The organism is Sphingobacterium paucimobilis HER1398 (assembly GCF_000416985.1).
Classification (GTDB): Bacteria; Bacteroidota; Bacteroidia; order Sphingobacteriales; family Sphingobacteriaceae; genus Sphingobacterium; species Sphingobacterium paucimobilis.
This window is the reverse complement of sequence record NZ_ATDL01000014.1, coordinates 169,158-193,209: the sequence shown is the minus strand read 5'-3', so window position 1 is coordinate 193,209 and position 24,052 is coordinate 169,158. Positions and strand designations below refer to the sequence as shown.

At 40.8% G+C, this 24,052-nt stretch carries 17 protein-coding genes; 11 read left to right on the top strand and 6 right to left on the bottom strand.

Features of this window, described 5'->3' with window-relative positions; genetic code table 11:
* Positions 1–101 precede the first annotated feature (101 nt).
* Positions 102–1,577: an IMP dehydrogenase gene (guaB, locus tag M472_RS32075; protein ID WP_021069995.1), complete on the bottom strand. Its 1,476-nt coding sequence runs from the start codon at positions 1,575–1,577 to the stop codon at positions 102–104.
* Positions 1,578–2,059: 482 nt separating this feature from the next.
* Between guaB and M472_RS32070 the strand changes: the two genes are divergently transcribed.
* The 5 genes from M472_RS32070 (at position 2,060) to M472_RS32050 (ending at position 8,321) form a co-directional block, all read left to right on the top strand.
* Complete coding sequence (locus tag M472_RS32070; protein ID WP_021069994.1) at positions 2,060–2,560, top strand: hypothetical protein; 501 nt, start codon at positions 2,060–2,062, stop codon at positions 2,558–2,560.
* Between the two features lie 393 nt (positions 2,561–2,953).
* Positions 2,954–5,950, top strand: a complete 2,997-nt coding sequence (gene secDF / locus M472_RS32065) for a protein translocase subunit SecDF (protein WP_021069993.1) — start codon at positions 2,954–2,956, stop codon at positions 5,948–5,950.
* A 158-nt stretch (positions 5,951–6,108) separates the two neighbouring features.
* Positions 6,109–6,753 carry a peroxiredoxin family protein gene (locus tag M472_RS32060; RefSeq protein ID WP_021069992.1) on the top strand — a complete coding sequence of 215 codons (645 nt, stop codon included), beginning with the start codon at positions 6,109–6,111 and terminating at the stop codon, positions 6,751–6,753.
* A 141-nt stretch (positions 6,754–6,894) separates the two neighbouring features.
* Entirely contained in the window at positions 6,895–7,893 is a 999-nt protein-coding gene (gene gap, locus M472_RS32055) for a type I glyceraldehyde-3-phosphate dehydrogenase (protein WP_021069991.1), read from the top strand.
* Positions 7,890–8,321 (top strand): GNAT family N-acetyltransferase, encoded by a 432-nt coding sequence (locus M472_RS32050; RefSeq protein ID WP_022829316.1) that lies wholly within the window; start codon positions 7,890–7,892, stop codon positions 8,319–8,321. The genes gap and M472_RS32050 overlap by 4 nt, the downstream gene beginning before the upstream one ends.
* Positions 8,322–8,339: 18 nt before the next feature.
* Here the strand turns inward: M472_RS32050 and M472_RS32045 are convergent, their stop codons facing one another.
* From M472_RS32045 to proS, 4 genes are all read right to left on the bottom strand, one after another.
* Entirely contained in the window at positions 8,340–9,119 is a 780-nt protein-coding gene (locus M472_RS32045; protein WP_021069989.1) for a TIGR02757 family protein, read from the bottom strand.
* A gap of 1 nt (position 9,120) precedes the next feature.
* Positions 9,121–10,266 (bottom strand): cystathionine gamma-synthase, encoded by a 1,146-nt coding sequence (locus M472_RS32040; protein ID WP_021069988.1) that lies wholly within the window; start codon positions 10,264–10,266, stop codon positions 9,121–9,123.
* A gap of 31 nt (positions 10,267–10,297) precedes the next feature.
* Positions 10,298–11,107: a Rossmann-fold NAD(P)-binding domain-containing protein gene (locus M472_RS32035; RefSeq protein ID WP_021069987.1), complete on the bottom strand. Its 810-nt coding sequence runs from the start codon at positions 11,105–11,107 to the stop codon at positions 10,298–10,300.
* A gap of 97 nt (positions 11,108–11,204) precedes the next feature.
* A complete protein-coding gene (gene proS, locus M472_RS32030; RefSeq protein WP_021069986.1) occupies positions 11,205–12,677 on the bottom strand; it encodes a proline--tRNA ligase in 1,473 nt (490 codons plus the stop codon).
* Between the two features lie 268 nt (positions 12,678–12,945).
* Between proS and M472_RS44915 the strand changes: the two genes are divergently transcribed.
* Positions 12,946–14,118 (top strand): hypothetical protein, encoded by a 1,173-nt coding sequence (locus M472_RS44915; protein ID WP_081643135.1) that lies wholly within the window; start codon positions 12,946–12,948, stop codon positions 14,116–14,118.
* 135 nt (positions 14,119–14,253) lie between these two features.
* The gene (locus M472_RS32020) at positions 14,254–15,816 is read left to right on the top strand and encodes an OmpP1/FadL family transporter (RefSeq protein ID WP_021069984.1); all 1,563 of its coding nucleotides are present in this window, start codon (positions 14,254–14,256) and stop codon (positions 15,814–15,816) included.
* Between the two features lie 66 nt (positions 15,817–15,882).
* On the opposite strand, the gene M472_RS32015 is transcribed toward M472_RS32020, so the two are convergent.
* Positions 15,883–16,644 carry a DeoR/GlpR family DNA-binding transcription regulator gene (locus M472_RS32015; protein ID WP_021069983.1) on the bottom strand — a complete coding sequence of 254 codons (762 nt, stop codon included), beginning with the start codon at positions 16,642–16,644 and terminating at the stop codon, positions 15,883–15,885.
* Positions 16,645–16,871: 227 nt separating this feature from the next.
* On the opposite strand from M472_RS32015, the gene M472_RS32010 reads away from it, so the two are divergent.
* The 4 genes from M472_RS32010 (at position 16,872) to M472_RS31995 (ending at position 24,046) form a co-directional block, all read left to right on the top strand.
* Positions 16,872–18,437 carry a glycerol-3-phosphate dehydrogenase/oxidase gene (locus tag M472_RS32010; protein ID WP_021069982.1) on the top strand — a complete coding sequence of 522 codons (1,566 nt, stop codon included), beginning with the start codon at positions 16,872–16,874 and terminating at the stop codon, positions 18,435–18,437.
* Positions 18,438–18,468: 31 nt separating this feature from the next.
* Positions 18,469–19,974: a glycerol kinase GlpK gene (glpK, locus tag M472_RS32005; RefSeq protein ID WP_022829315.1), complete on the top strand. Its 1,506-nt coding sequence runs from the start codon at positions 18,469–18,471 to the stop codon at positions 19,972–19,974.
* A gap of 30 nt (positions 19,975–20,004) precedes the next feature.
* A complete protein-coding gene (locus tag M472_RS32000; RefSeq protein ID WP_022829314.1) occupies positions 20,005–20,730 on the top strand; it encodes an MIP/aquaporin family protein in 726 nt (241 codons plus the stop codon).
* Between the two features lie 76 nt (positions 20,731–20,806).
* Complete coding sequence (locus tag M472_RS31995; RefSeq protein ID WP_021069979.1) at positions 20,807–24,046, top strand: SusC/RagA family TonB-linked outer membrane protein; 3,240 nt, start codon at positions 20,807–20,809, stop codon at positions 24,044–24,046.
* Positions 24,047–24,052: the final 6 nt, after the last annotated feature.

Here is a 24,052-nt window from a genome sequence, read left to right as displayed (position 1 = left end):
TAACCAATGACAATTTACAGTAATAAATATGGAAAAGCAAACAAAAAAAAGGAAGGCACCTATCTAGGCACCTTCCTTTTTACTTTTTTACAAAAAATAAACTACCCCCTACTATTATAATTCGGTGCCTCTTTTGTAATCTGTATATTATGAGGATGTGACTCTCTCAAGCCAGCTCCGGTAATTCGCACAAACTGCGCTTCCTGTAATTTCGCTATAGACGCTGCACCACAATAGCCCATCGAAGCACGCAAACCACCTATGTATTGATACACAACTTCCGCTAAAGTTCCTTTGTAAGGCACTCGACCGACAATCCCTTCAGGTACCAACTTCTTAATGTCATCTTCTACGTCTTGGAAATACCGATCCTTCGAACCTTTCTCCATTGCCTCGATAGAACCCATACCCCTATAAGATTTAAATTTTCGTCCTTCGAGTAAAATGGTCTCACCTGGCGCTTCTTCAACTCCGGCGAATAGCGAACCAGCCATAATTGTATATGCCCCAGCAGCAATAGCCTTAGCAATATCCCCTGTCTGCTTGATTCCTCCATCTGCAATCAAAGGTACACCGGTACCTTTCAACGCTTTAGCGACTTCATAAATAGCATATAACTGAGGAACCCCAACACCTGCAATGATACGGGTCGTACATATTGAACCTGGACCAATACCAACTTTGACAGCATCCGCACCTGCATCCGCAAGATCTTTTGCTGCTGCTCCAGTTGCAATATTTCCAACGATAACCTGCAACTCAGGATATTTCGACTTAACCTCCTTCAACTTATTAATTACACCTAGAGAATGCCCATGTGCCGTATCTATCGTGATTACGTCCACCCCGGCTTTCACCAATGCATCAACCCGTTCCAAAGTATCTCCCGTAACCCCTACAGCTGCACCAACTAATAAACGTCCATGCTCATCTTTTGCTGCATTAGGGTAATGCTTATATTTCTGTATATCTTTAAAGGTAATCAGTCCCTTCAACATATAGTTATTGTCGACCACAGGCAACTTCTCTATTTTATGATTTTGAAGAATCTCCTCTGCTCTGACCAGGTCCGTTCCTTCAGGAGCAACAACAAGATTATCCTTTGTCATCAACTCATTAATAGGACGAGCCATATTCTTTTGAAAACGCAAATCCCGATTCGTAACGATACCAACCAACTTGCCATCCAAATCTATAACAGGAATACCGCCGATTTTATGCTCTTTCATGATACTGAATGCATCTCCCACTGTAGCTGATTCCAACAATGTGACAGGATCCTGAATCATACCACTTTCTGATCGTTTTACTTTACGCACCTCAGCAGCTTGTTCACCAATAGTCATGTTCTTATGTAACATCCCTATTCCACCTGCCTGTGCAATAGCGATTGCCAGATCAGATCCCGTGACTGTGTCCATCGCAGCCGAAACCAACGGTATATTTAGTTTTATCTTCTTCGTTAAAAAAGTGCTTGTATCTACATCTCTAGGTAGAATCTCGGAGTAAGCTGGTATTAATAATACATCGTCATATGTGAGACCTTCAGCTACGAATTTTTGTGGATCTAATTGCATGGCAAATATCTTGTGGGTTTTCTATTTGCCAGGCAAAATTACAATTTTTTATCAAAAAACCAAAATAAAAATAACAGCCCCCATTTAATGACGCTCAGATTATATTCATTTTTTTAACCAACAATTAAAGCCAATCGCAACATTTTGGCAAGTTCTTTGCTTAGCTTTACGAAGCACAACTATAAAAGACCGAAGCACCCTTTGCCGCTATCTTCAATATACAGAGTATGCGACCACAGTAAAGCTTCATCACCTTTTATTTAATTATACTAATACATACAAGTTCAGATGAAATACTCATGTTTAGCGAAGCATTCCTCTTGAGTACTCCATAAGACAATAAAAAACAAACCGATCCGCCAACTGGCGGATCACGAAATAATTATATACATATGAAATATCCATGTAGCAGCAACTTCACAAACACGAATGAATATATTTTGGATATTCCATATGGCAACTGAAAATCAAATTATATACATATGAAAAAATCGGCTCTATCTGTACTTGCGATAGCTTTGTTTCTTGGCTCCTCGACTATTGTAAAAGCACAGTCCTATAGAACTGCCCTAGGGGTAGGCATAGATGTAGGTGATGGCCCCACCTTAGGCGGCCCACAGGTCAAACATTTTTTTGATAATCAAAACGCGGGGAATGCACAGGTTCTATTCGGTGACAATGTTACATTAATAGGAGTAGATTACTCCTACAATCAGCCGATCCGTGGCGCTCGCGGACTCAGTTGGTACGTTGGCATAGGTCCACAGTTGACCTTTCTTAACAACAACAGTATCTGGTTTGACGACAAACACCGTGATAATCACACTCATGTCGCTATTCGTCCCGCCGTCGGTCTCGAATTCAAAATACCTTCCGCTCCGTTGGCCTTTCATTTTGACTGGAAACCTTGGTGGAACTTAACCCACAATTCGAGCTTCGAGCCGTCAAGATTCACCCTGGGATTCAAATTCACGTTAAAATAACACACACACAACCACTTCAATCCTATGCTATAGCCAATAAACACGCATAGCTGAAACAAAAAGCCTTTTCATAGCGCAATCGGAAACAAAAAGTCCGATTGCGCCATAGGTGTCTCCTCATTAGACACTTTTGCTAATATTTTGTTCATATTCCCATAACAAAAACTTTTCAATAGTTATCTATATATTTTGTTTTCATTATACAAAATTTTTATACCTTTGCGATTCTTGGTAAAATATATTTTGTTAAAGTGTTAAGTATAATCCAAGCCTCTAAAAAGACTTCACAGTCCTTTTTTAGCCCAATGATTAACGATACTTTGACATATTTTCACGAGATTTAAAGCAATTAAAAAACATAAACTATATCAAACTAATAGACGAATACAGAAAATGCAGAGTAAAGGGCTGATTAAATTTTTGGTAATAATAGTGGCATTAGCTTGTCTCTATTCTTTATCATTCACTTTTGTAACAAGAAAAGTGGAACGTGAAGCTGAGGCATATGCAGGAGGCGATATCGCAAAGGAAAAGGCATACCTCGATTCCATTGCGGGTGAAACGGTTTATAACTTGGGCTTTGCCAAGTACACGTACAGAGAATGTAAATCTTATGAACTTGCTCTAGGGCTAGATCTTAAAGGTGGGATGAACGTCACTATGGAGATTTCCTTAGATGAGTTAATTAAAAACTTAGCTAACAATCCAAAGGACGAAAAGTTTAACGCATCTCTAAACTCAGCAATTCAAAAAAGTAAATCGTCAAACAAATCTGTTGTCGATCTTTTCATCGAAGATTATAAAGCTAGTGGTGCATCAGCTAGTTTAGCTTCATTTTTTGCGACAAAAGATAACTCCGCTTTCATCAAAGCAACGAGTTCAGATTCAGATTTAAAAAGTTTCCTTCAAAAAGAAGCAGACAATGCGATCCAAAATTCATACAAAGTATTACGTACACGTATTGATAAATTTGGTGTTGCATCTCCAAACATTCAGATTCAACAAGGAACAAACCGTATCCTTATCGAACTACCTGGTGTCAATGATGAAAGTCGCGTGCGCAAACTCTTACAAGGGTCAGCCAAATTAGAGTTCTATGAAACGCATGACAACATGCAGATCTATCCTTTATTAGAGAACATAAATCGTTCTCTAGCAAGCTCGCTGAAAACTAACGAAACACCAAAAACAGTTTCTACAACAGATTCAACAGCAGTAGATACCACCAAAAAAGAGGACAATCTACTTGCGAACCTTGGAACGAATAAAGGAGACAAACAAGATTCCAGTACCATAGCTGCCAATCTAGCAAACGAAAACCCACTGTTCAGTGTATTGATGCCATCCATATATCAAGCTGAGAATGGTCAACAACAGTTAGCACCTGGCGCCCAAGTAGGTATAGCAAACCTAAAAGATACAGCTAAAGTAAATGCTTACTTAGCAAGACCAGAGATTAAATCACAGATCCCTTCAAACTTAAAATTGATGTGGGCTGTAAAACCGGAGCACCGTAGCCCTAATTTCCTGTCCCTATATGCGATCAAACCGATTCCTGGAGAACACGGAGCAGTATTGACAGGTGAAGTTATTACAGACGCTAGAGATGCTTTCAATCCACAAACCAATGCTCCTGAAGTATCCATGCAGATGAATTCTTATGGTGCTAAAGAATGGAGACGTATCACTGCTAAAGCAGCGCAGACTAAAGCATCAATCGCTATCGTCTTAGATGGCGTGGTATATTCAGCCCCTACCGTAAGCAATGAAATCCCAGGAGGTAGTTCTTCAATCTCAGGAAACTTCACTATTGAAGATACGAAAGATTTAGCTAACGTATTGAAGGCAGGTCGCCTTCCTACAACAGCTAAAATCGTAGAAGAAGCTATTGTAGGTCCTTCATTAGGACAGGCAGCAATTGACTCAGGAGTTAACTCTGCGATAATTGGTATTGTAGTCGTAATGATATTCATGGTTGTCTATTACAATAGAGCAGGTTGGGCAGCTAATATTGCGGTATTATTCAACGTATTCTTCTTATTAGGTATTTTAGCATCATTAAACGCAGTATTGACACTACCTGGTATTGCTGGTATCGTATTGACAATGGGTACCGCTGTGGATGCCAACGTACTGATATACGAACGTATACGTGAAGAACTTCGCCTAGGCAAAAGTGTTCGTCAAGCTATAGCCGATGGTTATAAACATGCATTACCATCCATCTTAGACTCCCAGATTACGACAGGTCTAGTTGGTGTTGTATTATTCTTCTTTGGTTCAGGACCTATCTTAGGTTTTGCGACAACATTGATGATTGGTATTATCACATCGCTATTTACGTCTATTTTTATATCGCGTTTGATTTTCGAGTTTATGTTAGACAGAGATATGAAAATATCAGTTTCATTCCCTTGGTCGGAGAAAACACTTCAAAACGCAAACTATCAATTTATCAAAAACCGTAAAAAATTCTATATCGTATCACTGATCGCTGTAGCAATCTCTTTAGGTTTCGTTTTCACCAAAGGATTCACTTTAGGTGTAGATTTCCAAGGAGGACGTACCTATACTGTTCGTTATGACAAAGCTGTTAATCTAGAAACTATTCGTAAAAACTTAGATGAAACTTTCCAGTCCACCACAGAGGTAAAAACATTTGGTAGTGAGAACCAGGTTCGTGTAACAACAACTTATCATATCACAGAAACTTCGGATGAAGCTGATGCGGAAGTATTAGCAAAATTAAATGAAGGTCTATCCAAAGAGCAAGGAAATAAATACGAAATCCTTTCTTCTCAAAAGGTAGGGCCATCTATTGCATCAGATATTAAAGGAAGAGCAGCCTGGTCTAGTATACTTTCTGTATTGATTATTGCAGCTTATATCTTAGTGCGTTTCCACAAATGGCAATATTCAGTGGGTGCAGCTGTCGCAACGATACATGATGGTATTATTCTATTAGGTCTATTCTCTATATTAGATGGCATTGTTCCATTCTCATTGGATATTGACCAGCACTTTGTAGCGGCATTCCTTACTGTACTGGCCTATTCGGTCAATGATACAGTAGTTGTATTTGACCGTATACGTGAAGATGTAAGCAAGTCAAAAGGTATGAATAAATACTTTGGAGATGTTGTAAATCAAGCAATCAATACCACATTGAGCCGTACAATTATTACTTCATTAACAATTATCTTCGTACTAGCAGTATTGTTCGTATTCGGTGGAGAGGTTATCAGAGGTTTCTCTTTTGCGATCCTGATCGGTATTGTCGTAGGTACATACTCTTCGATTGTACTAGCGGCTCCTACAGTATATGACTTAGGTAAAGACAAAGCAATTGCTAAGCCAGCTGAGGAAAAAGTAAAAGTAGTGACACCTTAATCTGTCATCAGATATTATAAAAAAAGGCTATCGAATGATAGCCTTTTTTTATGTCTATTAGATTCAACATAACAACGTCAGATTCACAGTTTTTTCCTATAGGCATTCGCTAAATACAAAGCATTTTATCTAAGTTTGTAAGGACAAAAAACAAACGTATGAAGAAAATGATTATACCAGCTTATCTTATTGTAAGCGTATCGTTGGGGTTATCCAGTTGCTCTAATACCCCAAGTAATACGGAAAAAACCAAAACAGAAGCGGACGCCCATCAAGGTCACGATCACAGCGGTCACGATCATAGTGCGCATGAACATAATACCAATAGTGCAGCCCCTCAAACTCCCGAAAGCAACATGAGCAATCTTGCTCAAGGCGATCCTATAGCACAGATTCCGGCCTTTACTTTTTATAAAGTAAAATCAGGTATTTCATTTACGAATAGCGATATCCCTACAGGAAAAAAAACAGTTTTCATTCTTTTTGACCCGGGATGTTCCCACTGCAGAACAGAGGCAGCAGCATTAGGAAAAAACTACGACCGGATTAAAGGTGTCAATATATACTTTGTTTCCATGAACGACCCAGCATTGATGGCTTCTTTCTTAGAAACATTTGCCAAAGAATTAGTTGGCAAACCCAACGTTGAGGTGCTGTACGACAGAAATCAGGAATTCATACAAAAATTCCATGTCCCAGGACAATTCCCTGCTAACTATGTCTATGGGAAAGACAATAAACTACAGACACATTGGGATGGTGACAAAAACATCAATGAAATAATAGCAGCCTACACAAAATAATAAGCTCGACACAACAAGTTATATCCATCATGAAATATCCATCTAACATTGGATGCACAAGCGCCAATAAAAACAGCTTGGATATTCCATCTCGACAAATTGGGACAAATTGATGGCCTTTGAAAAACATATAATTTACATATGAAAATAGCAATAAATGGCTTTGGTCGCATAGGTAGACATACCTTACGCAACCTACTGGTTCGTCAGATTCCTAACATCAACATTGTAGCAATCAATGATCTGACAGACCCCGCTACGCTAGCCCATCTATTGAAATACGATTCAGTACATGGCCCCTTTCCAGGAGAAATAACCCATGGCGAAGATTTTCTGAATGTAAACGGGAAGAAAATAACGATACTCAACAAAAAAAATCCTGTGGAGCTACCTTGGTCCGATTTGCAAATTGATATAGTTGTAGAATCCACAGGTTTTTTCACCTCTCGTGACAAAGCGAGCCTACACCTTGATGCTGGAGCCAAACAAGTAATTATTTCTGCTCCATCTTCAGACAAGGATGTACCTACCGTAGTATTAGGGATAAACGATATAGATTTTGATTGGCGAGCTCCTGTTTTCTCTAACGCTTCCTGTACCACAAACAATGTAGCACCTTTAGTAAAGATCCTCGACGAAAACTGGCAAATTGAAGATGGCTATATTACCACCGTCCACTCGATGACTGGAGACCAAAACCTACATGACGCTCCTCATCGAGATTTGCGCAGAGCAAGAGCTGCCTCCTCATCCATCATACCAACCAGCACAGGAGCAGCTAAAGCCATTACCAATGTCTTTCCACATTTAGAAGGAAAACTAGGCGGAGCTGGCATACGCGTTCCTGTATTGAATGGTTCATTAACTGATTTCACTTGTACACTCAAGAAAAAAACTACTGTTGCGGAGATCAACGAAAAGTTCAAAGCTGCTGCTGCAGGGGATCTCAAACAAGTATTATACTATACAGAAGATCCTATTGTATCCGTTGATATTATAAACAACCCCTATTCTTGCGTATTTGACGCTCAGCTGACCTCCATTGTCGGAGGCTTGGTCAAAGTAGTAGGTTGGTACGACAATGAGTTTGGATATTCCAACAGATTAGTAGATATATTGGACAAAATAAGCAAACTGTGATTCGTTTTATAACAGCAGAGCAGACTCTACAGCTACGATCTCTTGTACTTCGAGGTAGCCTTCCTACTACCGAATGTATGTTTGATCATGACCTATATCCAACAACATTTCACATGGGATATTACGAGGGAGACGACCTAGTATGTATACTTACCTGTATGCAAGAGAACCACGGTAAACTTCCGAAATCAGCATATAGATTGCGTGGGATGGCCACCGCTCCCGAAGGAAGACGGAAAGGATATGCTGCCCAATTACTGGGAGCAGCGATGGAACATCTCCGCTCGCAGCTCCACATAGAATACCTATGGTTCAATGCAAGAGTAATCGCTTTTCCCTTTTACGAAGCCTTAGGATTTGAGTACATGTCCGACGAATTTGATATCCCAGGAATAGGACCACATCGTGAAATGTTTAAGATGTTGTAAATATTCTCTCACAAACGATTACATTTCTCGTTCCACCCCCAATCCAAACAGGGCAAAATCATATTTCACGGGATCATTCGGATCTAGGATCAAAAGATTCTCCGTCAGTTCTAGGGCCGTCTTCCAATTGACCTTATCTAAAGTGATTAATCCAAACTTACGCGCTACGCGCTCCACATGCACATCACAAGGACACACCAACTGAGCTGGAGATATTCGCTTCCATATACCAAAATCTACTCCCTGCTCGTCACGACGCACCATCCAGCGCAAAAACATATTTAGCCGCTTACAAGTCGACTTTTGGAAGGGCGAGCTCACGTGTTTTCTCGTACGTGTGGGATAATCCGCTAAAGAAAAAAAATAAGCCTTAAACCTATTTAATGCTATCTCAATGTCGATCAACGGATATCCCGCTTCCTGCCCTATCAAAAAAGCATCCTCCAACGAATCAGATTCCATATAATGATGCCTAAAGAAAGCAACAAAGTAAAGCAGATCCGTATCATTAAAAGTACGATGCTTAAATCCCAACAAGCTCTTGAGATCAGTATCCTTATGATTTCGTATAAAATCATAAGGTGTACCATCCATCCTGTCGATTAGTTCTTTACATTTATTAATAATAGTCTTCCGCTGTCCCCACGCCAAGATAGCAGCAATAAAACCCATGATTTCGATATCCTTTTTATCACTAAAAAGATGAGGAATCAATATCGGGTCATTTTCTATAAAATCCGGACGATTATACTCATCCACCTTGTTATCAAGAAATTCCTTCAGGTTAAAACTCCCCATACTACCTCAACGCTTGCTTTAAATCGGCAATCAAATCATCGGCATCTTCAATACCGACAGAAAGCCGTAACATATTATCAACCACACCTACACGCAGACGCTCTTCGTTGGTCATAGAACCATGGGACATTGTCGCCGAATGATTAACCATCGACTCCACCCCTCCTAATGACTCTGCGATCGAAAATAGCTTAAACCTAGAAGCGATACGAAATGTCTCCTCCAAATCGGCATCCCGTAGCACAATAGAAACCACCGCACCAAAATCCCGCATCTGCCTTTTCGCAATCTCATGTCCCTTATGCGTTTCGAATCCTGGCCAATAAATAGTTTCTATCTTAGGATGATCTTTCAGGAACTCGGCCACTTTTCTAGCATTTTCGCAATGTGCACGCATACGCAAGTAAAGCGTTTTTATACCGCGCAAGGCTAAAAAGCAGTCTTGAGGGCCAGGCGTCCCACCACAGGTATTATAATAAAAACGCAACCGCTTGTAGAGTACTTCATCATTCATGATCAAAGCCCCCATTACAACATCCGAATGTCCATTAATGTACTTTGTAGCAGAATGCATTACGATATCAGCCCCCATATCCAATGGGTTCTGCAAATAAGGTGACGCAAATGTATTATCAACCACATAATATACAGAAGTAGCCTTAGCAATACGACCAATGGCCTCCAGATCTGCCAACTGCAAGGTAGGGTTGGTAGGCGTCTCAATCCATATTAACTTCGTTCTTTCCGTAATTGCTTGCCTTATAGCCTCCACATCCGTAGTATCGACAAAACGAAAATGAATTCCATAATCAGCATACACCTTGGTAAAAATACGATAAGACCCACCATACAGATCATCACCGGTCAATACCTCATCACCTGGTTTTAACAGACGTAACACACAATCCGTGGCAGCCATCCCCGATGCAAAGGCTAGACCATACTTACCATTTTCTAGCGACGCCAAACAATCCTCTAGAGCCTTCCTCGTCGGATTCGTTCCCCGCGAGTATTCAAATCCCTTATGCTCTCCTGGATACGGCTGCTTATAGGTGGATGTCTGATATATAGGAGTCATAATAGCTCCAGTGGCAGGATCTGCTTCCTGTCCGGCATGTATAGCACGGGTTGCAAACTTATAAGCCATAGTATTCAAAAATTTTGTTCATATAAACTTACTAAAAATCTAGTGGTGAAGGATACTTATACGAATATTTCAGCTTATCGATAATCTTCTGCCCCGATACGAACTTTTGATGGCTAACTGTAGTATCAAAACTGGATGGAAGAGGTAATCCGTACTTGGATGCGGACGTTAGGATGACCTCCTTTTTCATTGGATGCATTGGAGCTACAATATTATAAATGTCAGGAGTAGCCAACGATTCAAATCCCTGCTTGATCAACGCAGACACATCTTCCAAATGCACAAAATTAGCAGGCTGCTCCCCACTTTGACACACTCTCCCGCCAAAATATTTTGCGAATATCCGTTCCTTACCAAACAGTCCCCCCAATCGATATACAAGCGTACCAGGTAACTCCACCATAATCCGCTCGGCCGCACACAGTCTTTCATCCAATTCACCCGTCCATTCTTCATCATACAAACCGTCTTTATCTGGATATACACCGATAGAACTCAAAAAAATATGTTTTTTAAAAACAATCCGTTGCAAAAGACATGCAACATTACGGAACCTACTGCCGAGCACCTCTGCGGTATTTCTCGATGCAGCGGGGACAGAGTTCAGAACAAAATCAACGGAATCAGGCAACGCTATCTCCCCTTCCAATTCCTCATCGAAGTCAATGTAAACCCCATGATATCCCAAGCTCTCAAACAGAATGACTTTATCTAATGAAGTCGTAGACATCCACACCTCATATCCAGCTCCATACATAAGCGCGGCGACATCTTGACCTACCCAGCCACCCCCTAAAATAAGAATACGCTGACTGGATTTTTGCGAATCGGTGTTAACCATAAAGATTTCTCCCTCCTAAAATAACATAAATAATAAAACCGTAAAATTGTCGAATTTTACGGTTTCACTGTTTTTATACAAATACGTCGTGCTATATCTAATATGCTTTCGCAAAAAGAACTCTTCTAGACGAAGGTTTACCTGTAAAAATACATACTCCCTCTTCTTCTTTAGCGTCTAAAGGAATACAGCGGATAGTAGCTTTTGTCTCTTCCTTCACCCGCTTTTCCGTTTCTACCGTACCATCCCAATGACAAGAGACAAAACCGCCCTTACCTTCTATAACCTGTTTAAATTCTTCATAAGAATTTACTTCCGTAGTATGTGACGCCCTAAAATCAATCGCTTTCTGATAGATATGCTGTTGAATATCTTCCAAAAGTACTTCTATCGTATTGGCTAGATCTTCTTGCGCTACTGTTTCTTTTGTTTGCTTATCACGACGCGCCAGTTCCACTGTTCCGTTCTGCATGTCACGTGCACCTACCGCCACACGTACGGGCACCCCTTTCAATTCCCATTCCGCAAATTTAAACCCAGGACGCTGTGTATCACGGTCATCATACTTAACAGAGATATCCTTACCGCTCAGCTCCTTTTGTAGATTCTTAACAAATCCATCAATGTTAGCTTTCTCCTCATCTGTTTTATAGATAGGCACAATAACGACTTGTATAGGCGCTAATTTTGGAGGCAATACTAAACCTTGATCATCCGAATGAGCCATGATAAGTGCACCCATCAGACGGGTCGACACACCCCACGATGTTGCCCATACATACTCCTGCTTTCCTTCTTTACTGGTAAATTTAACATCAAAAGCCTTTGCAAAATTCTGACCCAAGAAATGAGAAGTACCAGCCTGTAACGCCTTACCATCCTGCATCAAGGCTTCTATACAAAAAGTATCCAGTGCTCCGGCAAAACGTTCGTTTTCTGTTTTTCGGCCACGGACTACTGGAACCGCTAACGTGTTTTCAGCAAAATCCGCATATACTTCCAGCATTTGCTCGGCCTCTGCAATTGCTTCTTCACTTGTAGCATGTGCTGTATGTCCTTCTTGCCATAAAAACTCTGCAGTTCTCAAAAACAAACGTGTCCTCATTTCCCAACGAACCACGTTAGCCCATTGATTGACCAAGATTGGCAAATCCCTATAAGACTCAATCCAGCCCTTATAGGTATTCCAGATAATGGTTTCCGACGTTGGACGTACAATAAGCTCCTCTTCTAACTTAGCCTCTTCATCAACAACAATATTTCCGCTTCCATCATTTTTGAGCCTATAATGTGTCACCACAGCACACTCTGTAGCAAAACCTTCTACGTGAGAAGCTTCTTTCGAAAAAAAAGACTTCGGAATAAACAAGGGAAAATAAGCATTACTATGCCCTGTCTCCTTAAAGCGCTTGTCCAAGATGGCCTGCATACGCTCCCAAATTGCATACCCATAGGGCTTAATGACCATACAACCGCGCACAGCAGAATTCTCTGCTAAATCAGCCTTAATCACCAGGTCATTGTACCATTGAGAATAATCCTCGCTTCTACTCGTTATTCCTTTGCTCATTGTTCTTTTATAACTATTTAATTTGTAACAATATATTGTCGTTACGGACAATCCGTAGCAATATCTTTTTTCGCTAATAAATTTATTTATATTTTTAAGACCGGGATTAAACCTTTGCAAAAATATGCGTCTAAGATAGTAAAAAGACACTAGATTATATAGACACTTTAGTGATAAAGATATAAAGAGCCCCAATGTGAACATCACAGAATCTGATGAACTATTCACAACAAAGACTCCTTCTGGAAACTAAATAAAAAACAAGCAGATGAAAACAAATAGATTACTTATCGGCGGATGGACCTTAGCACTTGTTGCCGTATTGAGCTCCTGCTCGACGAGTAGACAAGTTACGTATAGAGACGATGTCTATAACAATCAAGCTGCGGGAAGACCGGCACCAGTTTATCAAAGTCCAGACTACTACTACACGGAACAACAACCATCTAATTCAAATGTTGACAACGGATACTATTCAGATGAATATTCAGATGAAGAATACAACGATGGCGGATATCAAGATTTAGAGTACGCTAACCGTATAAACAGATTCTATTATTCATCACCTGGGATGACCTATTACGATCCTTGGTTTGACCCGTGGTACGGATACGGTGGTTTTGGTTTAGGATGGTCCAATTGGGGATGGGGATCTAGCTGGTCGATTGGATTTGGTTGGGGCTCTCCTTACTACAGCTACGGCTGGGGCTCACCCTATTACGGATACGGCTGGGGAAGACCATACTACGGGTATGGCGGCTATTGGGGGCACAACTCCTATTACAATTCTTGGGGACACCCATACTACGGATACAATAACAACTACTATTATAACAATGGTTATTATGGCAGTAGACGTCCTGCTAATTCTTCTGTACGCTCTACCAACCGAGATAGATTCAACACGAGAACAGCAAGCTCTAGCCGTAGAGACGCAGGATCTACCTCTAGTAGAAGAGGTTCCACAGGAGTGGTCCGTGATGCTAACGGTCGTATCGACACTAGGTCCACCACATCAAGTCGTAGAGGTACTACCGATGGTACAATATCAAACCGAGTAGGAACATCTCGCGGAGATGCTGGAAGCCTAAGAGGCTCAGCCAATACATCACGTAGAGGAACTTCTACTGAAGTAAATAGAGGAAATATGGACTCAGGAAGAGGAACAGCCACTCGTGCAACAAGTAGTAGACGTGGACAGACCACAAACCAGGGTACCGTAGCAAGGCCTACGACTACAGACAGATCAAGCACTTCGAGACCAACTACAGCCCCACAAAGTCGTCGTTCAAATAGCGGCAGCTCTCGATCTTCCGGAAGTACATACACACCTCCTTCTAGAAGCAGCGGTTCATCCATGTCCAGTGGTGGTGGTTCTATGTCCCGCGGAGGCGGAGGTGGCGCTTCATCGACGCGTTCATCAGGTTCATCAAGACGCTAGATTGTTACAGCTATCTAGAAACAAGAGGAATGTGCACAACTGAAGTTCTTTAAAATTAAAAATACAAATATTTATATAGTTTATAAACAGCCAATTATATGATTGGCTGTTTATTTAACGGACAAATAATACTTTATGAAGTTTAAATATATAATCCTATCAGTTTTCGTATCTAGCGTATTTTGGACACAGTCACATGCCCAGTCCGTAGACGACGCATTGATATTTTCAAGAGAGGACAATGGGGGATCGGCGAGAATGAAAGGAATGGGAAATACCCAGACAGCACTAGGTGGCGATATTTCAGCTATTGGCGGAAACCCAGCTGGACTCGGTTTTTTCAGTCGCTCAGATATGTCTATTACCTTTGATTACCTCGGAAATACAAACAAAACCGCTTACCAAGGCATGAATTCTAACAGTAAAAAAGACAACTTTGGAATAGATCAGGCAGGTGTTGTATTCAGTTTCCCGTCCTCGAACTACCGCTCCAATTCCGGATGGTTGAATTTCAATGTAGGATTAAGCTATAATAAAACACAAAATTTTAACAATAGACTAACCTACGAAGGAGTAAACAATCAAACCACGATTGTAAATGCACTTTCGGATTTGATGGCAAATGATAAAATTGGTGATTTTAGAAGTGATTTCGCTAAATCAAACATTGTAGAGCAATTCGAAGATCCTAATATGGGATACTTTTCGTTAGCCAAAGAGGCATCTGACAAAAGGCAATACAACGATATTATTACACGTGGTAACCGCAGCAAAACAGCTATTGCTTTTGGTTCCAACTACAATAATAAATTCTACATTGGTGCTACACTTGGAATCACCTCATTCCGATACGAAAAGAACACCCAGTTTATTGAAAATGGCTGGACCAAAAGCAGAGATGAAATATTAGCAGATAATCCAAATTCTGTCTATGCGGATCCGGCAAATAATGAATATGATTTCGTAGAAGCAAGTTATGAACTCTTTGACAATCAAGATCAGGTGACAGAAGGATCCGGTGTCGACATCAAATTAGGCATGATCTATAAACCAGCAACAGATTGGAATATTGGTTTGACAATCAGTACCCCCACTTGGATGACCATCCAAGATGATACAAGAGCCTACACCGATGTGTATTACTATGATGATGATACTGCCAAAGATCCATTTCATGTATACAAATCTGATTTTCATCCTGGAGAATACGACTACAACATGACTACCCCTTGGAAATTTGGCTTAGGTCTATCCAAGTTCTTCAGTAGAGGACTCTTAACAGCAGACATGGAGTATGTCACATACAATACCATGCGTTATTCATCGGCCAATTATTCAGGTGGAGGAAACTACGATAATATAAACAGGGATATTAAAAATTTATATAAAAACGCTGTCAACTTCAGAATCGGAGGAGAATTCTTATTTACTAATATCTTAAGTGGTCGTGCTGGCTTCAATTATTTTGGCAATCCTTATAAAGATGGCATTAAAGATGAAAACTACAGTGGCAGCTTAGGGTTGGGTGTAAAATTAACAAACTCCCTTTATATGGATCTAGCTGTTGTACATCAAGTCAATTCGTATAATCAAACCGCTTACGCTATAGCAGAGGACTTTTGGAAAGCTCCTAGCCCGGTAGCATCTATTGATCACAAAAGAACAAGCGGCGTCCTGACGTTAGGTGCTAAGTTCTAAAAGAACACAGATATAACAAAAAGGGGCTTAATTACAATTAAGCCCCTTTTTGTTGATACAAATTCGCTATTTCGCGATTATCGTTTCAATTCCCAGCGAGTCAAAAAGTTCCTGAAAAGCAGGCGGTATCTCATTACTAATAATGATATCGATATGCGAAAAATCAACTATTTTCCCAAAACTCTTCCGACCAAATTTACTGGAATCTGTTAATACAATGACCTGTTGAGCGACCGTAATCATCTTTTGATTCAACATTGCCTCTTGAGCATTTGTCGTAGATATACCATAGTCCAGGTCAATTCCATCAACCCCCAAGAACAATTTAGAGCAGAAAAAATGATCTAAGATATTATTTGCATATTGGCCAGTCACCGACGAAGACGTCCGTCGTACAGACCCACCCAATTGAATAACCTCTACATTTTGATGCTTCAGTAGCTCCAAAGTCACATTTAAGGCCGAAGTGACCACCGTTAAGTTACCTTGCGGCATGATTTCCCTAGCCAAAAACTGAGTTGTTGTCCCAGAACCAATGATAATAGAATCATTAGCCAGCACTAAACGAGAAGCCACACCAGCTATACGAATTTTCTCATCCTCATACAGCTTTTCCTTTTCAATAACAGGCCTATCTGTTTGATAGGGATTTTGCCTTGTAGCACCTCCATGTGTTCGATAAACCAACCCCGTGTCTTCCAAAAACTGTAAATCCTTACGGATTGTTACAGAAGAAACGCCCAATTCTTCACATAAATCCAACACAGAAACATGTCCGTTTTGATTTACCTGTTTAATAATATACTGATGTCGTTCGACATTATTCATAGGGATTATTACTATATATTTTTGATAATACTATTTGCTTAACGATTATTCCTTGCTTTCCGTAGCAGCTATTAGCACAGAATCGCTGCCCACAACATTCACAATCCCAAGATAATTAAGTTATTCCAAAATCAAGGCATTTATCTAAAAGACTTCATAAACTTTCGTTTATTTACGTTTTTTGTTATTTTTACAAAACAAAGCATAAACAAACACAGTAAATCAAAATGAAATTCACAAGAAACGAAGCTTTAAAAAGCATTCAAAATACACCGACTTGGGACATTGCCATTATAGGCGGAGGCGCGACAGGCTTAGGAATTGCCGTTGATGCCGCGTCAAGAGGGTACCGTACACTGCTTGTCGAAAAATATGATTTTGCAAAGGGAACCTCAAGTAAAAGCACAAAGCTCGTACACGGCGGCGTACGCTATTTGGCAAACGGCGATGTGAAATTGGTGCTGTCTGCGTTAAAAGAAAGAGGTCTGCTCTTTAAAAATGCCCCCCATGTTTCTTTTGTACAGAGCTTTGTAATACCTTCCTATTCTACTTTTAATAAATTGAAATTCCTAATCGGCCTCAAACTATATGACTGGATGGCCGGAAAACTCAGAATAGGAAAATCTATATTATTAAACAAAGACGAAGTAAGTTTAAAACTGCCAAAGATAAAAACTAAAGGACTCGTAGGCGGTGTACAATACTATGACGGTCAATTTGATGATACAAGATTAGCCATCAATTTAGGACAAACAGCCTCTGCTCATGGCGCTACACTACTGAATTATGCGGAGGTAATCAATATTACCAAAGACTCCTCAGGAAAGACAAATGGTCTGACCCTAACAGACACCATGACGGGAGACAACTTTACTATTCAAGCCAAAGCAGTCATAAACGCGACTGGAGTGTTTGTAGATGATATACTCAAACTGGATACTCCTACCCATAAGGACATCGTTCGTCCAAGTCAAGGTGCACACATCGTCATTGACAAGAAGTTCTTGGGCAATGAAGACGCACTGATGATACCAGAAACCAGTGACGGACGCGTACTATTTGGAGTGCCATGGCATGACAAGGTATTACTTGGCACGACAGATACTCCCTTGCATGCTCATCAAATCGAACCTAGACCACTGAATGAGGAAATCGAGTTCATTCTTAAAACAGCAAACGACTACTTGGAGAACGCTCCTACAGAAAAAGATGTCTTGAGCGTATTCGCAGGCTTACGACCACTAGCCGCCCCTACCGATGGCAACTCTGAAAGCACCAAAGAAATATCGAGAGATCATAAACTTATCAAGAGTAATTCACAACTGATTACAATCACTGGCGGAAAGTGGACCACTTATCGAAAAATGGCTGAGGAAACAGTAAATTTAGCCATAACAACAGCAAATTTACAACCTGCAGCATGCAAGACACACAACCTTCCTATACACGGTTATTCCCTGGAGAAAAAGCCAGGACACTGGCAAGTATACGGTTCAGATATTGTGCCCCTGATGAAATTAGCATCAGAATCTCCTGCCTTAGGAGAGAAACTTCACCCTTCTTATGAATTTCTAGCGGCTGAAGTGGTTTGGGCCTGCCGTTATGAAATGATTGCCAAGATCGAAGACTTTTTAGCAAGACGAGTACGCTTTCTCCTATTAGATGCCAAAGCCTCGCTTCAAGCCGCACCAAAGGTAGCAATGCTTATGGCACAAGAACTCGGCAAAGATGAAGCATGGATAGCTAGAGAAATCGAAGATTATACAATCTTAGTCAACAATTACACGCTATAATCATAAAAACGCCTAATAATAAACCAGATATATGATGAAGAAGGAATACATACTCGCTTTGGACCAAGGAACCACCAGCTCCAGAGCTATCCTTTTCAGCCAAAAAGGAGAAATCGTAGAGATTGCTCAGAAAGAGTTTACCCAGATATACCCCAAATCAGGTTGGGTAGAGCATGATGCGCAGGAAATATGGTCGACCCAACTTGCAGTCATGACCGAGGTCATAGCCAAAACAAAATTAAAACTAGAAGCTATTAAAGCTATAGGTATTACCAATCAGCGGGAGACCACCATAGTATGGAACAAAAAAACAGGAAAACCAATCTACAATGCTATCGTTTGGCAAGATCGTAGAACAGCTGATTACTGTAAAAAAATTGCAGAGAAAGGGTTCGAACGGATTATACAAGAAAAAACAGGTCTACTGATTGATGCATACTTCTCAGCGTCCAAGATCAATTGGATAATCAATAATGTAAAAGGAGCCAAACAATTGGCAGAAAAAGGAGAGCTTGCCTTTGGCACGGTAGATTCCTGGCTAGTGTACAATCTCACCAATGGAGAGAAGCATATCACCGATGTTTCAAACGCCTCACGTACCTTACTGCTAAATATACACACATTGCAATGGGACAAAGAACTTCTGGATATCTTCGAAATACCAGAGTCCATGTTACCAACGGTATGCAGCAGTTCGGAAGTATATGGCCATACTACGCAAGAAATCACGAAGGTCCAAGTTCCTATAGCCGGCATTGCTGGAGATCAGCAAGCAGCTCTTTTCGGGCAATTATGCACCCAAAAAGGCATGGTCAAAAACACTTATGGAACAGGTTGCTTCTTGTTAATGAATATTGGAAAAAAACCAGTCATATCTAACAACAAACTGGTTACCACCATTGCCTGGAAGATTGGAAAAGAAGTCAATTACGCGCTAGAAGGCAGCATCTTTATTGGAGGAGCTGTAGTACAATGGCTCCGGGATGAACTGGGTATTATACGTAAATCCCATGAAGTAGAAAAACTGGCTAACAGCGTACCAGACACCAATGGCGTCTACCTTATACCTGCATTTTCTGGATTAGGTGCTCCCCACTGGAATGCCGAAGCACGGGGCACGATGGTAGGTCTATCCCGCGGATCCAATGCCGCGCACATCGCCAGGGCCTCACTAGAAAGCATAGCATACCAAACATACGATATCTTAAAAGCGATGGAAGCAGATTCCTCTTCCCGAATAAAAGAACTACGGGTAGATGGCGGAGCCACACAGAATAGCTTCCTCATGCAGTTTCAAGCCGATATTTTAAAAACCAAAGTAATTCGACCAGCTATTACTGAAACGACAGCAATGGGGGCTGCATTCCTTGCCGGATTAGCTGTTGGATTCTGGAAAGACACAAAAGAACTCCAAGCATTATGGGAAGAAGATAAAATATTTGCCCCTACAAAATCAAGTAAATACGGTACACAACTCGCAGAATGGAAACGAGCGACCGAAACAGCCAAATTTTGGGCAAATTATAACAATCAATAATCCGCTAACCAATCAAATAAACCCTATACTATGACACCTTTTACAGCAGAACTAATAGGAACTGCCGCGATGATACTCCTTGGAGGAGGCGTAGTCGCCAATGTCGTCTTAAACCAGACCAAAGGAAACAATTCGGGTTGGATTGTCATCACCACAGCTTGGGCATTCGCAGTATTTGTTGGAGTGACCATAGCAGGTCCTTACAGTGGTGCACACCTCAATCCAGCGGTTACATTAGCCAACTACATCATGGGGAATATTGACCTACAATCTACCCTATCCTACATTGGAGCACAGTTTTTAGGTGCGATGGCCGGAGCCACCCTCGTATGGATTACATACAAAGACCATTTTGATCAAACCGATAATCCCGGAGCTAAACAAGCCGTATTCTGTACAGCACCAGCCATCCGAAATATCCCAATAAATCTATTTAGTGAAGCATTAGGAACATTCGTTTTGATATTCACCATATTACACTTCAAAGATGCAAGCTTGGCAGACCACTCACCTGTTGGCTTAGGCTCGATAGGCGCTATTCCTGTGACATTTCTCGTCTGGGTTATTGGACTATCTTTAGGGGGTACCACAGGCTATGCCATCAATCCTGCCCGAGATTTGGGCCCGCGGATCATACACGCCTTGCTCCCCATCAAAAACAAAGCACACTTCGACCTCCGCTATGCTTGGGTACCTGTAGTGGGGCCGCTTATAGGAGCATCGTTAGCTGCATTATTATTCATTATATTAAAATAACGCGAAACAAAACGCACAATTAACATTGAGTTAATATTAAAACATCAATTTAGCGACCAATTTAATCACACAACTTATGTTAACAAACAATCAAGAAAAAGTTAAGCCACACCGTATAGGATCTAAACTCCTGTGGATTGCTTTAGCTACTGCTTGTTATTCTGGAGCTCAGGTCTATGCCAATCACTCCATCTCTTTCGAGAAAACAACTAGCCAGGAAAAAATAAAAATTCAGGGTAAAGTAGTAGACAAAAACACCAAATCGCCTTTACAAGGTGTCTCTATCCGAGTCAATGGAAAAACGATCGCTTCCAGTAACTTGGAAGGGACTTTCACTATTGACCTCGCTCCCGGAACAAGCGTCAGTTTTCAACTGATCGGGTATGATAGTATCACGCAAACATTCAGCAGCGGGAATACAAATACGATAATCCAATTAACAGAAACATCTGAAGGCATTGAAGAGGTCGTGGTTACAGCGTTGGGAATAAAAAGAGATCAGAAGGCACTAGGTTACGCAGCGACTACTGTATCGGGAGACGAGTTAACCAATGCCATCTCCAACAATTGGTCAGACGCATTAACTGGCAAAGTTGCAGGACTAAACATTGTTAAATCAGGAGGAGGTCCACTAGGTTCAAATCAAATCGTTTTGCGCGGAGAGACATCCTTATCTGGAGACAATGGAGCATTGATTGTTATAGATGGTATTGTTATGGAAGCAGGCAAGGCCATGACAGGAAGCGGTAATTCCAACTATCTTGACTCAGATTCACCTGTAGACTTTGGTAGCTCATTATCCGATATCAATCCTGACGATATCGCCTCAATCACAGTCTTGAAGGGCCCCGCAGCTGCAGCTCTTTATGGGTTCAGAGGTTCTCGTGGAGCCATTATCATTACAACTAAATCCGGCGTAGGTGATGGAAAATTTAATATCTCCATCAACTCCAATACTTCAATAGGAACTATAAACCGTTGGCCAGATTATCAATACGAGTATGGACAAGGTACAGATGGTCAAGACTTATACTATTCCTATGGACAATCAGATGATGGTTCTTCTACCTTCAGTACGTCATCAGCTTGGGGACCAAAATTTGACGGGCAAATGTTCTACCAATACAATCCTGAATATTACAGAGAGCGTGCTCCCGAAAGAGCCCTTTGGCGCCCTTATAAAAATAATCAACGTGATTTTTTTGATCCAGAAGTTACTACAACCAACAGTATCAGTGTATCAGGATCTACCGAAAAAACATCAGCGAGATTTTCCTACACGAATGTACACAATTCATGGATAGTCCCTAATATGGGGTATAATAGGCATTCAGTCGCTACAAATCTAACCAATAGGCTTACTGACAAATTCAGTGTGTCCACGAAAATAAACTACAATAATAGATCTTCTGACAACCTGCCTAATAGCGGATACAACAATCAGAGTTACATGTATTTTGTACGCGGACTCACACCAAATATGAATCCTGAATGGTTTGAAGAAAACTGGAGACCAGGGCAATATGGGATTACGCAAACCACTCCGTTCTCAAATCTATTAGACAACCCAAAAACCATGTCTTATGATATGATTAACGCTCAAAGTAAAAATCATGTCATCGGTAATATTCAAGCAGACTACAAGTTTAGCGAAGAGTTAAACCTAATGATACGTACAGGGATAGACTTCAGCTTCGACAAGCGAAAACAATCTAGACCCTTCGATACCTATAAATACGCTTATGGATACTACAGGGAGCAAGGTATTTACAGCCAAGAAGTCAATACCGACTTTTTGTTCACGTACAACAACCAACGACACGAAGACTTTAAGTTTGGAGGTAATTTTGGAGGTTCGATGATGCGTAACAAATACAATAGAGACGATGCTTCGACCAACAAATTGATGTACCCGAATGTATACAGCTTCGCTAACGCTGCTAACACTATAATTTACGACCCATATCAAGCCGAATACGCTGTGCATAGCTTATATGGGTTAGCTAATTTCTCCTATAAGGACTTTCTCTTTGTAGACGGAACAATTCGTGTTGATTGGGCAAGTACGCTTGCTTCGCCAATACGCGATGAGGTAAAACCATTCTTCTATCCATCTCTAAACACAAGTCTTATTCTATCAGAGATTTTAGACCTTCCGGGTCAAATCAGCTTCTGGAAAATGCGTGCAACTATAGCTGCCGTAGGAGGAGGAGGGAAAAGACCTTATCTAAATACATATAGTTATCCTAGAGTAAAACAATTCCCTGGTGGCTCATCCAATCCGACAGCAATCCCAGACGAAAACTTAAGGTACGAAAATACGGTATCATATGAGTTGGGTACAGACTTCAGGATGTTCAGAAACAGATTAAAGTTAGACATGACCGTCTACAAAAACTATACATATGACCAAATCCTAGAAACACCAATTGATCCATCTAGCGGATACCGCACACAGATAATCAATGCTGGCGAAGTAGAAAACACCGGTTTCGAGTTAGAGGCGAACTACGACATCTTCAAAAAAGCGGATGGATTTAGTTGGTCTGTCTTCGGAAACTTCACTAATTACAACACCCGCATTAACGAACTGCCCAATAATGTAGACGCACTGGTTTTATCGACAATATATGGTTCTAGAGGATCGGTTGAAGCACGGACAGGGGGACGTTTTGGAGACATGTACGGATTAGGATATCTGAGAAACACAAATGGAGATATCATCTATAAAAATGGATTGCCGCAACTCACCGAAGATTTAATTTATATCGGCAATGCCAATGCTACTACAAAATTTGGTTTCGGAAATCAATTTAACTACAAAAACTTTGGCTTTAACTTTTTGATTGACGGCCAATTTGGAGGAGTAGGCTATTCATTGACACATGCTGTACTAATGGAAGAAGGTAAGTTAAAAAAGACTATTCCTGGACGCTATAATGGGATTATAGGACACGGTATGGTAGACAATGGTAACAACGTCTTCTCTGAAAATAGCACCGCAGTATCAGCAGCACGATATTACAGCACACACTTTAATCGTGACAATATCGAATCAAACACATTTTCAACCGATTTCATTAAATTAAGAGAAGTTCGATTTGATTACACCATTTCAAAAGATGTATTAAAAAGATATAAGCTACAAAAAGCAACTATCGGTCTTTACGGACGTGACTTATTTGTATTCACAAACTGGCCTTCTTTCGACCCAGAGTTTGCATCGCTAAATGGCAGCGGTATTGAAAAAGGCGCCGAAATCGCTCAATTCCCATCAACTCGAAATTTCGGCATCAACTTATCCTTAACTTTTTAATCTGAT

What these genes read in the sequence shown, in the direction of transcription:
- gap (WP_021069991.1), top strand. Translation starts at nt 6,895, where the DNA reads ATGAAAATAGCAATAAATGGCTTTGGTCGCATAGGTAGACATACCTTA.
- M472_RS32020 (WP_021069984.1), top strand. Translation starts at nt 14,254, where the DNA reads ATGAAGTTTAAATATATAATCCTATCAGTTTTCGTATCTAGCGTATTT.
- secDF (WP_021069993.1), top strand. Translation starts at nt 2,954, where the DNA reads ATGCAGAGTAAAGGGCTGATTAAATTTTTGGTAATAATAGTGGCATTA.
- M472_RS32040 (WP_021069988.1), bottom strand. Translation starts at nt 10,266, where the DNA reads ATGGCTTATAAGTTTGCAACCCGTGCTATACATGCCGGACAGGAAGCA.
- M472_RS32015 (WP_021069983.1), bottom strand. Translation starts at nt 16,644, where the DNA reads ATGAATAATGTCGAACGACATCAGTATATTATTAAACAGGTAAATCAA.
- M472_RS31995 (WP_021069979.1), top strand. Translation starts at nt 20,807, where the DNA reads ATGTTAACAAACAATCAAGAAAAAGTTAAGCCACACCGTATAGGATCT.
- M472_RS32035 (WP_021069987.1), bottom strand. Translation starts at nt 11,107, where the DNA reads ATGGTTAACACCGATTCGCAAAAATCCAGTCAGCGTATTCTTATTTTA.
- M472_RS44915 (WP_081643135.1), top strand. Translation starts at nt 12,946, where the DNA reads ATGAAAACAAATAGATTACTTATCGGCGGATGGACCTTAGCACTTGTT.
- M472_RS32045 (WP_021069989.1), bottom strand. Translation starts at nt 9,119, where the DNA reads ATGGGGAGTTTTAACCTGAAGGAATTTCTTGATAACAAGGTGGATGAG.
- M472_RS32000 (WP_022829314.1), top strand. Translation starts at nt 20,005, where the DNA reads ATGACACCTTTTACAGCAGAACTAATAGGAACTGCCGCGATGATACTC.
- proS (WP_021069986.1), bottom strand. Translation starts at nt 12,677, where the DNA reads ATGAGCAAAGGAATAACGAGTAGAAGCGAGGATTATTCTCAATGGTAC.
- M472_RS32060 (WP_021069992.1), top strand. Translation starts at nt 6,109, where the DNA reads ATGAAGAAAATGATTATACCAGCTTATCTTATTGTAAGCGTATCGTTG.
- guaB (WP_021069995.1), bottom strand. Translation starts at nt 1,577, where the DNA reads ATGCAATTAGATCCACAAAAATTCGTAGCTGAAGGTCTCACATATGAC.
- M472_RS32010 (WP_021069982.1), top strand. Translation starts at nt 16,872, where the DNA reads ATGAAATTCACAAGAAACGAAGCTTTAAAAAGCATTCAAAATACACCG.
- M472_RS32070 (WP_021069994.1), top strand. Translation starts at nt 2,060, where the DNA reads ATGAAAAAATCGGCTCTATCTGTACTTGCGATAGCTTTGTTTCTTGGC.
- glpK (WP_022829315.1), top strand. Translation starts at nt 18,469, where the DNA reads ATGATGAAGAAGGAATACATACTCGCTTTGGACCAAGGAACCACCAGC.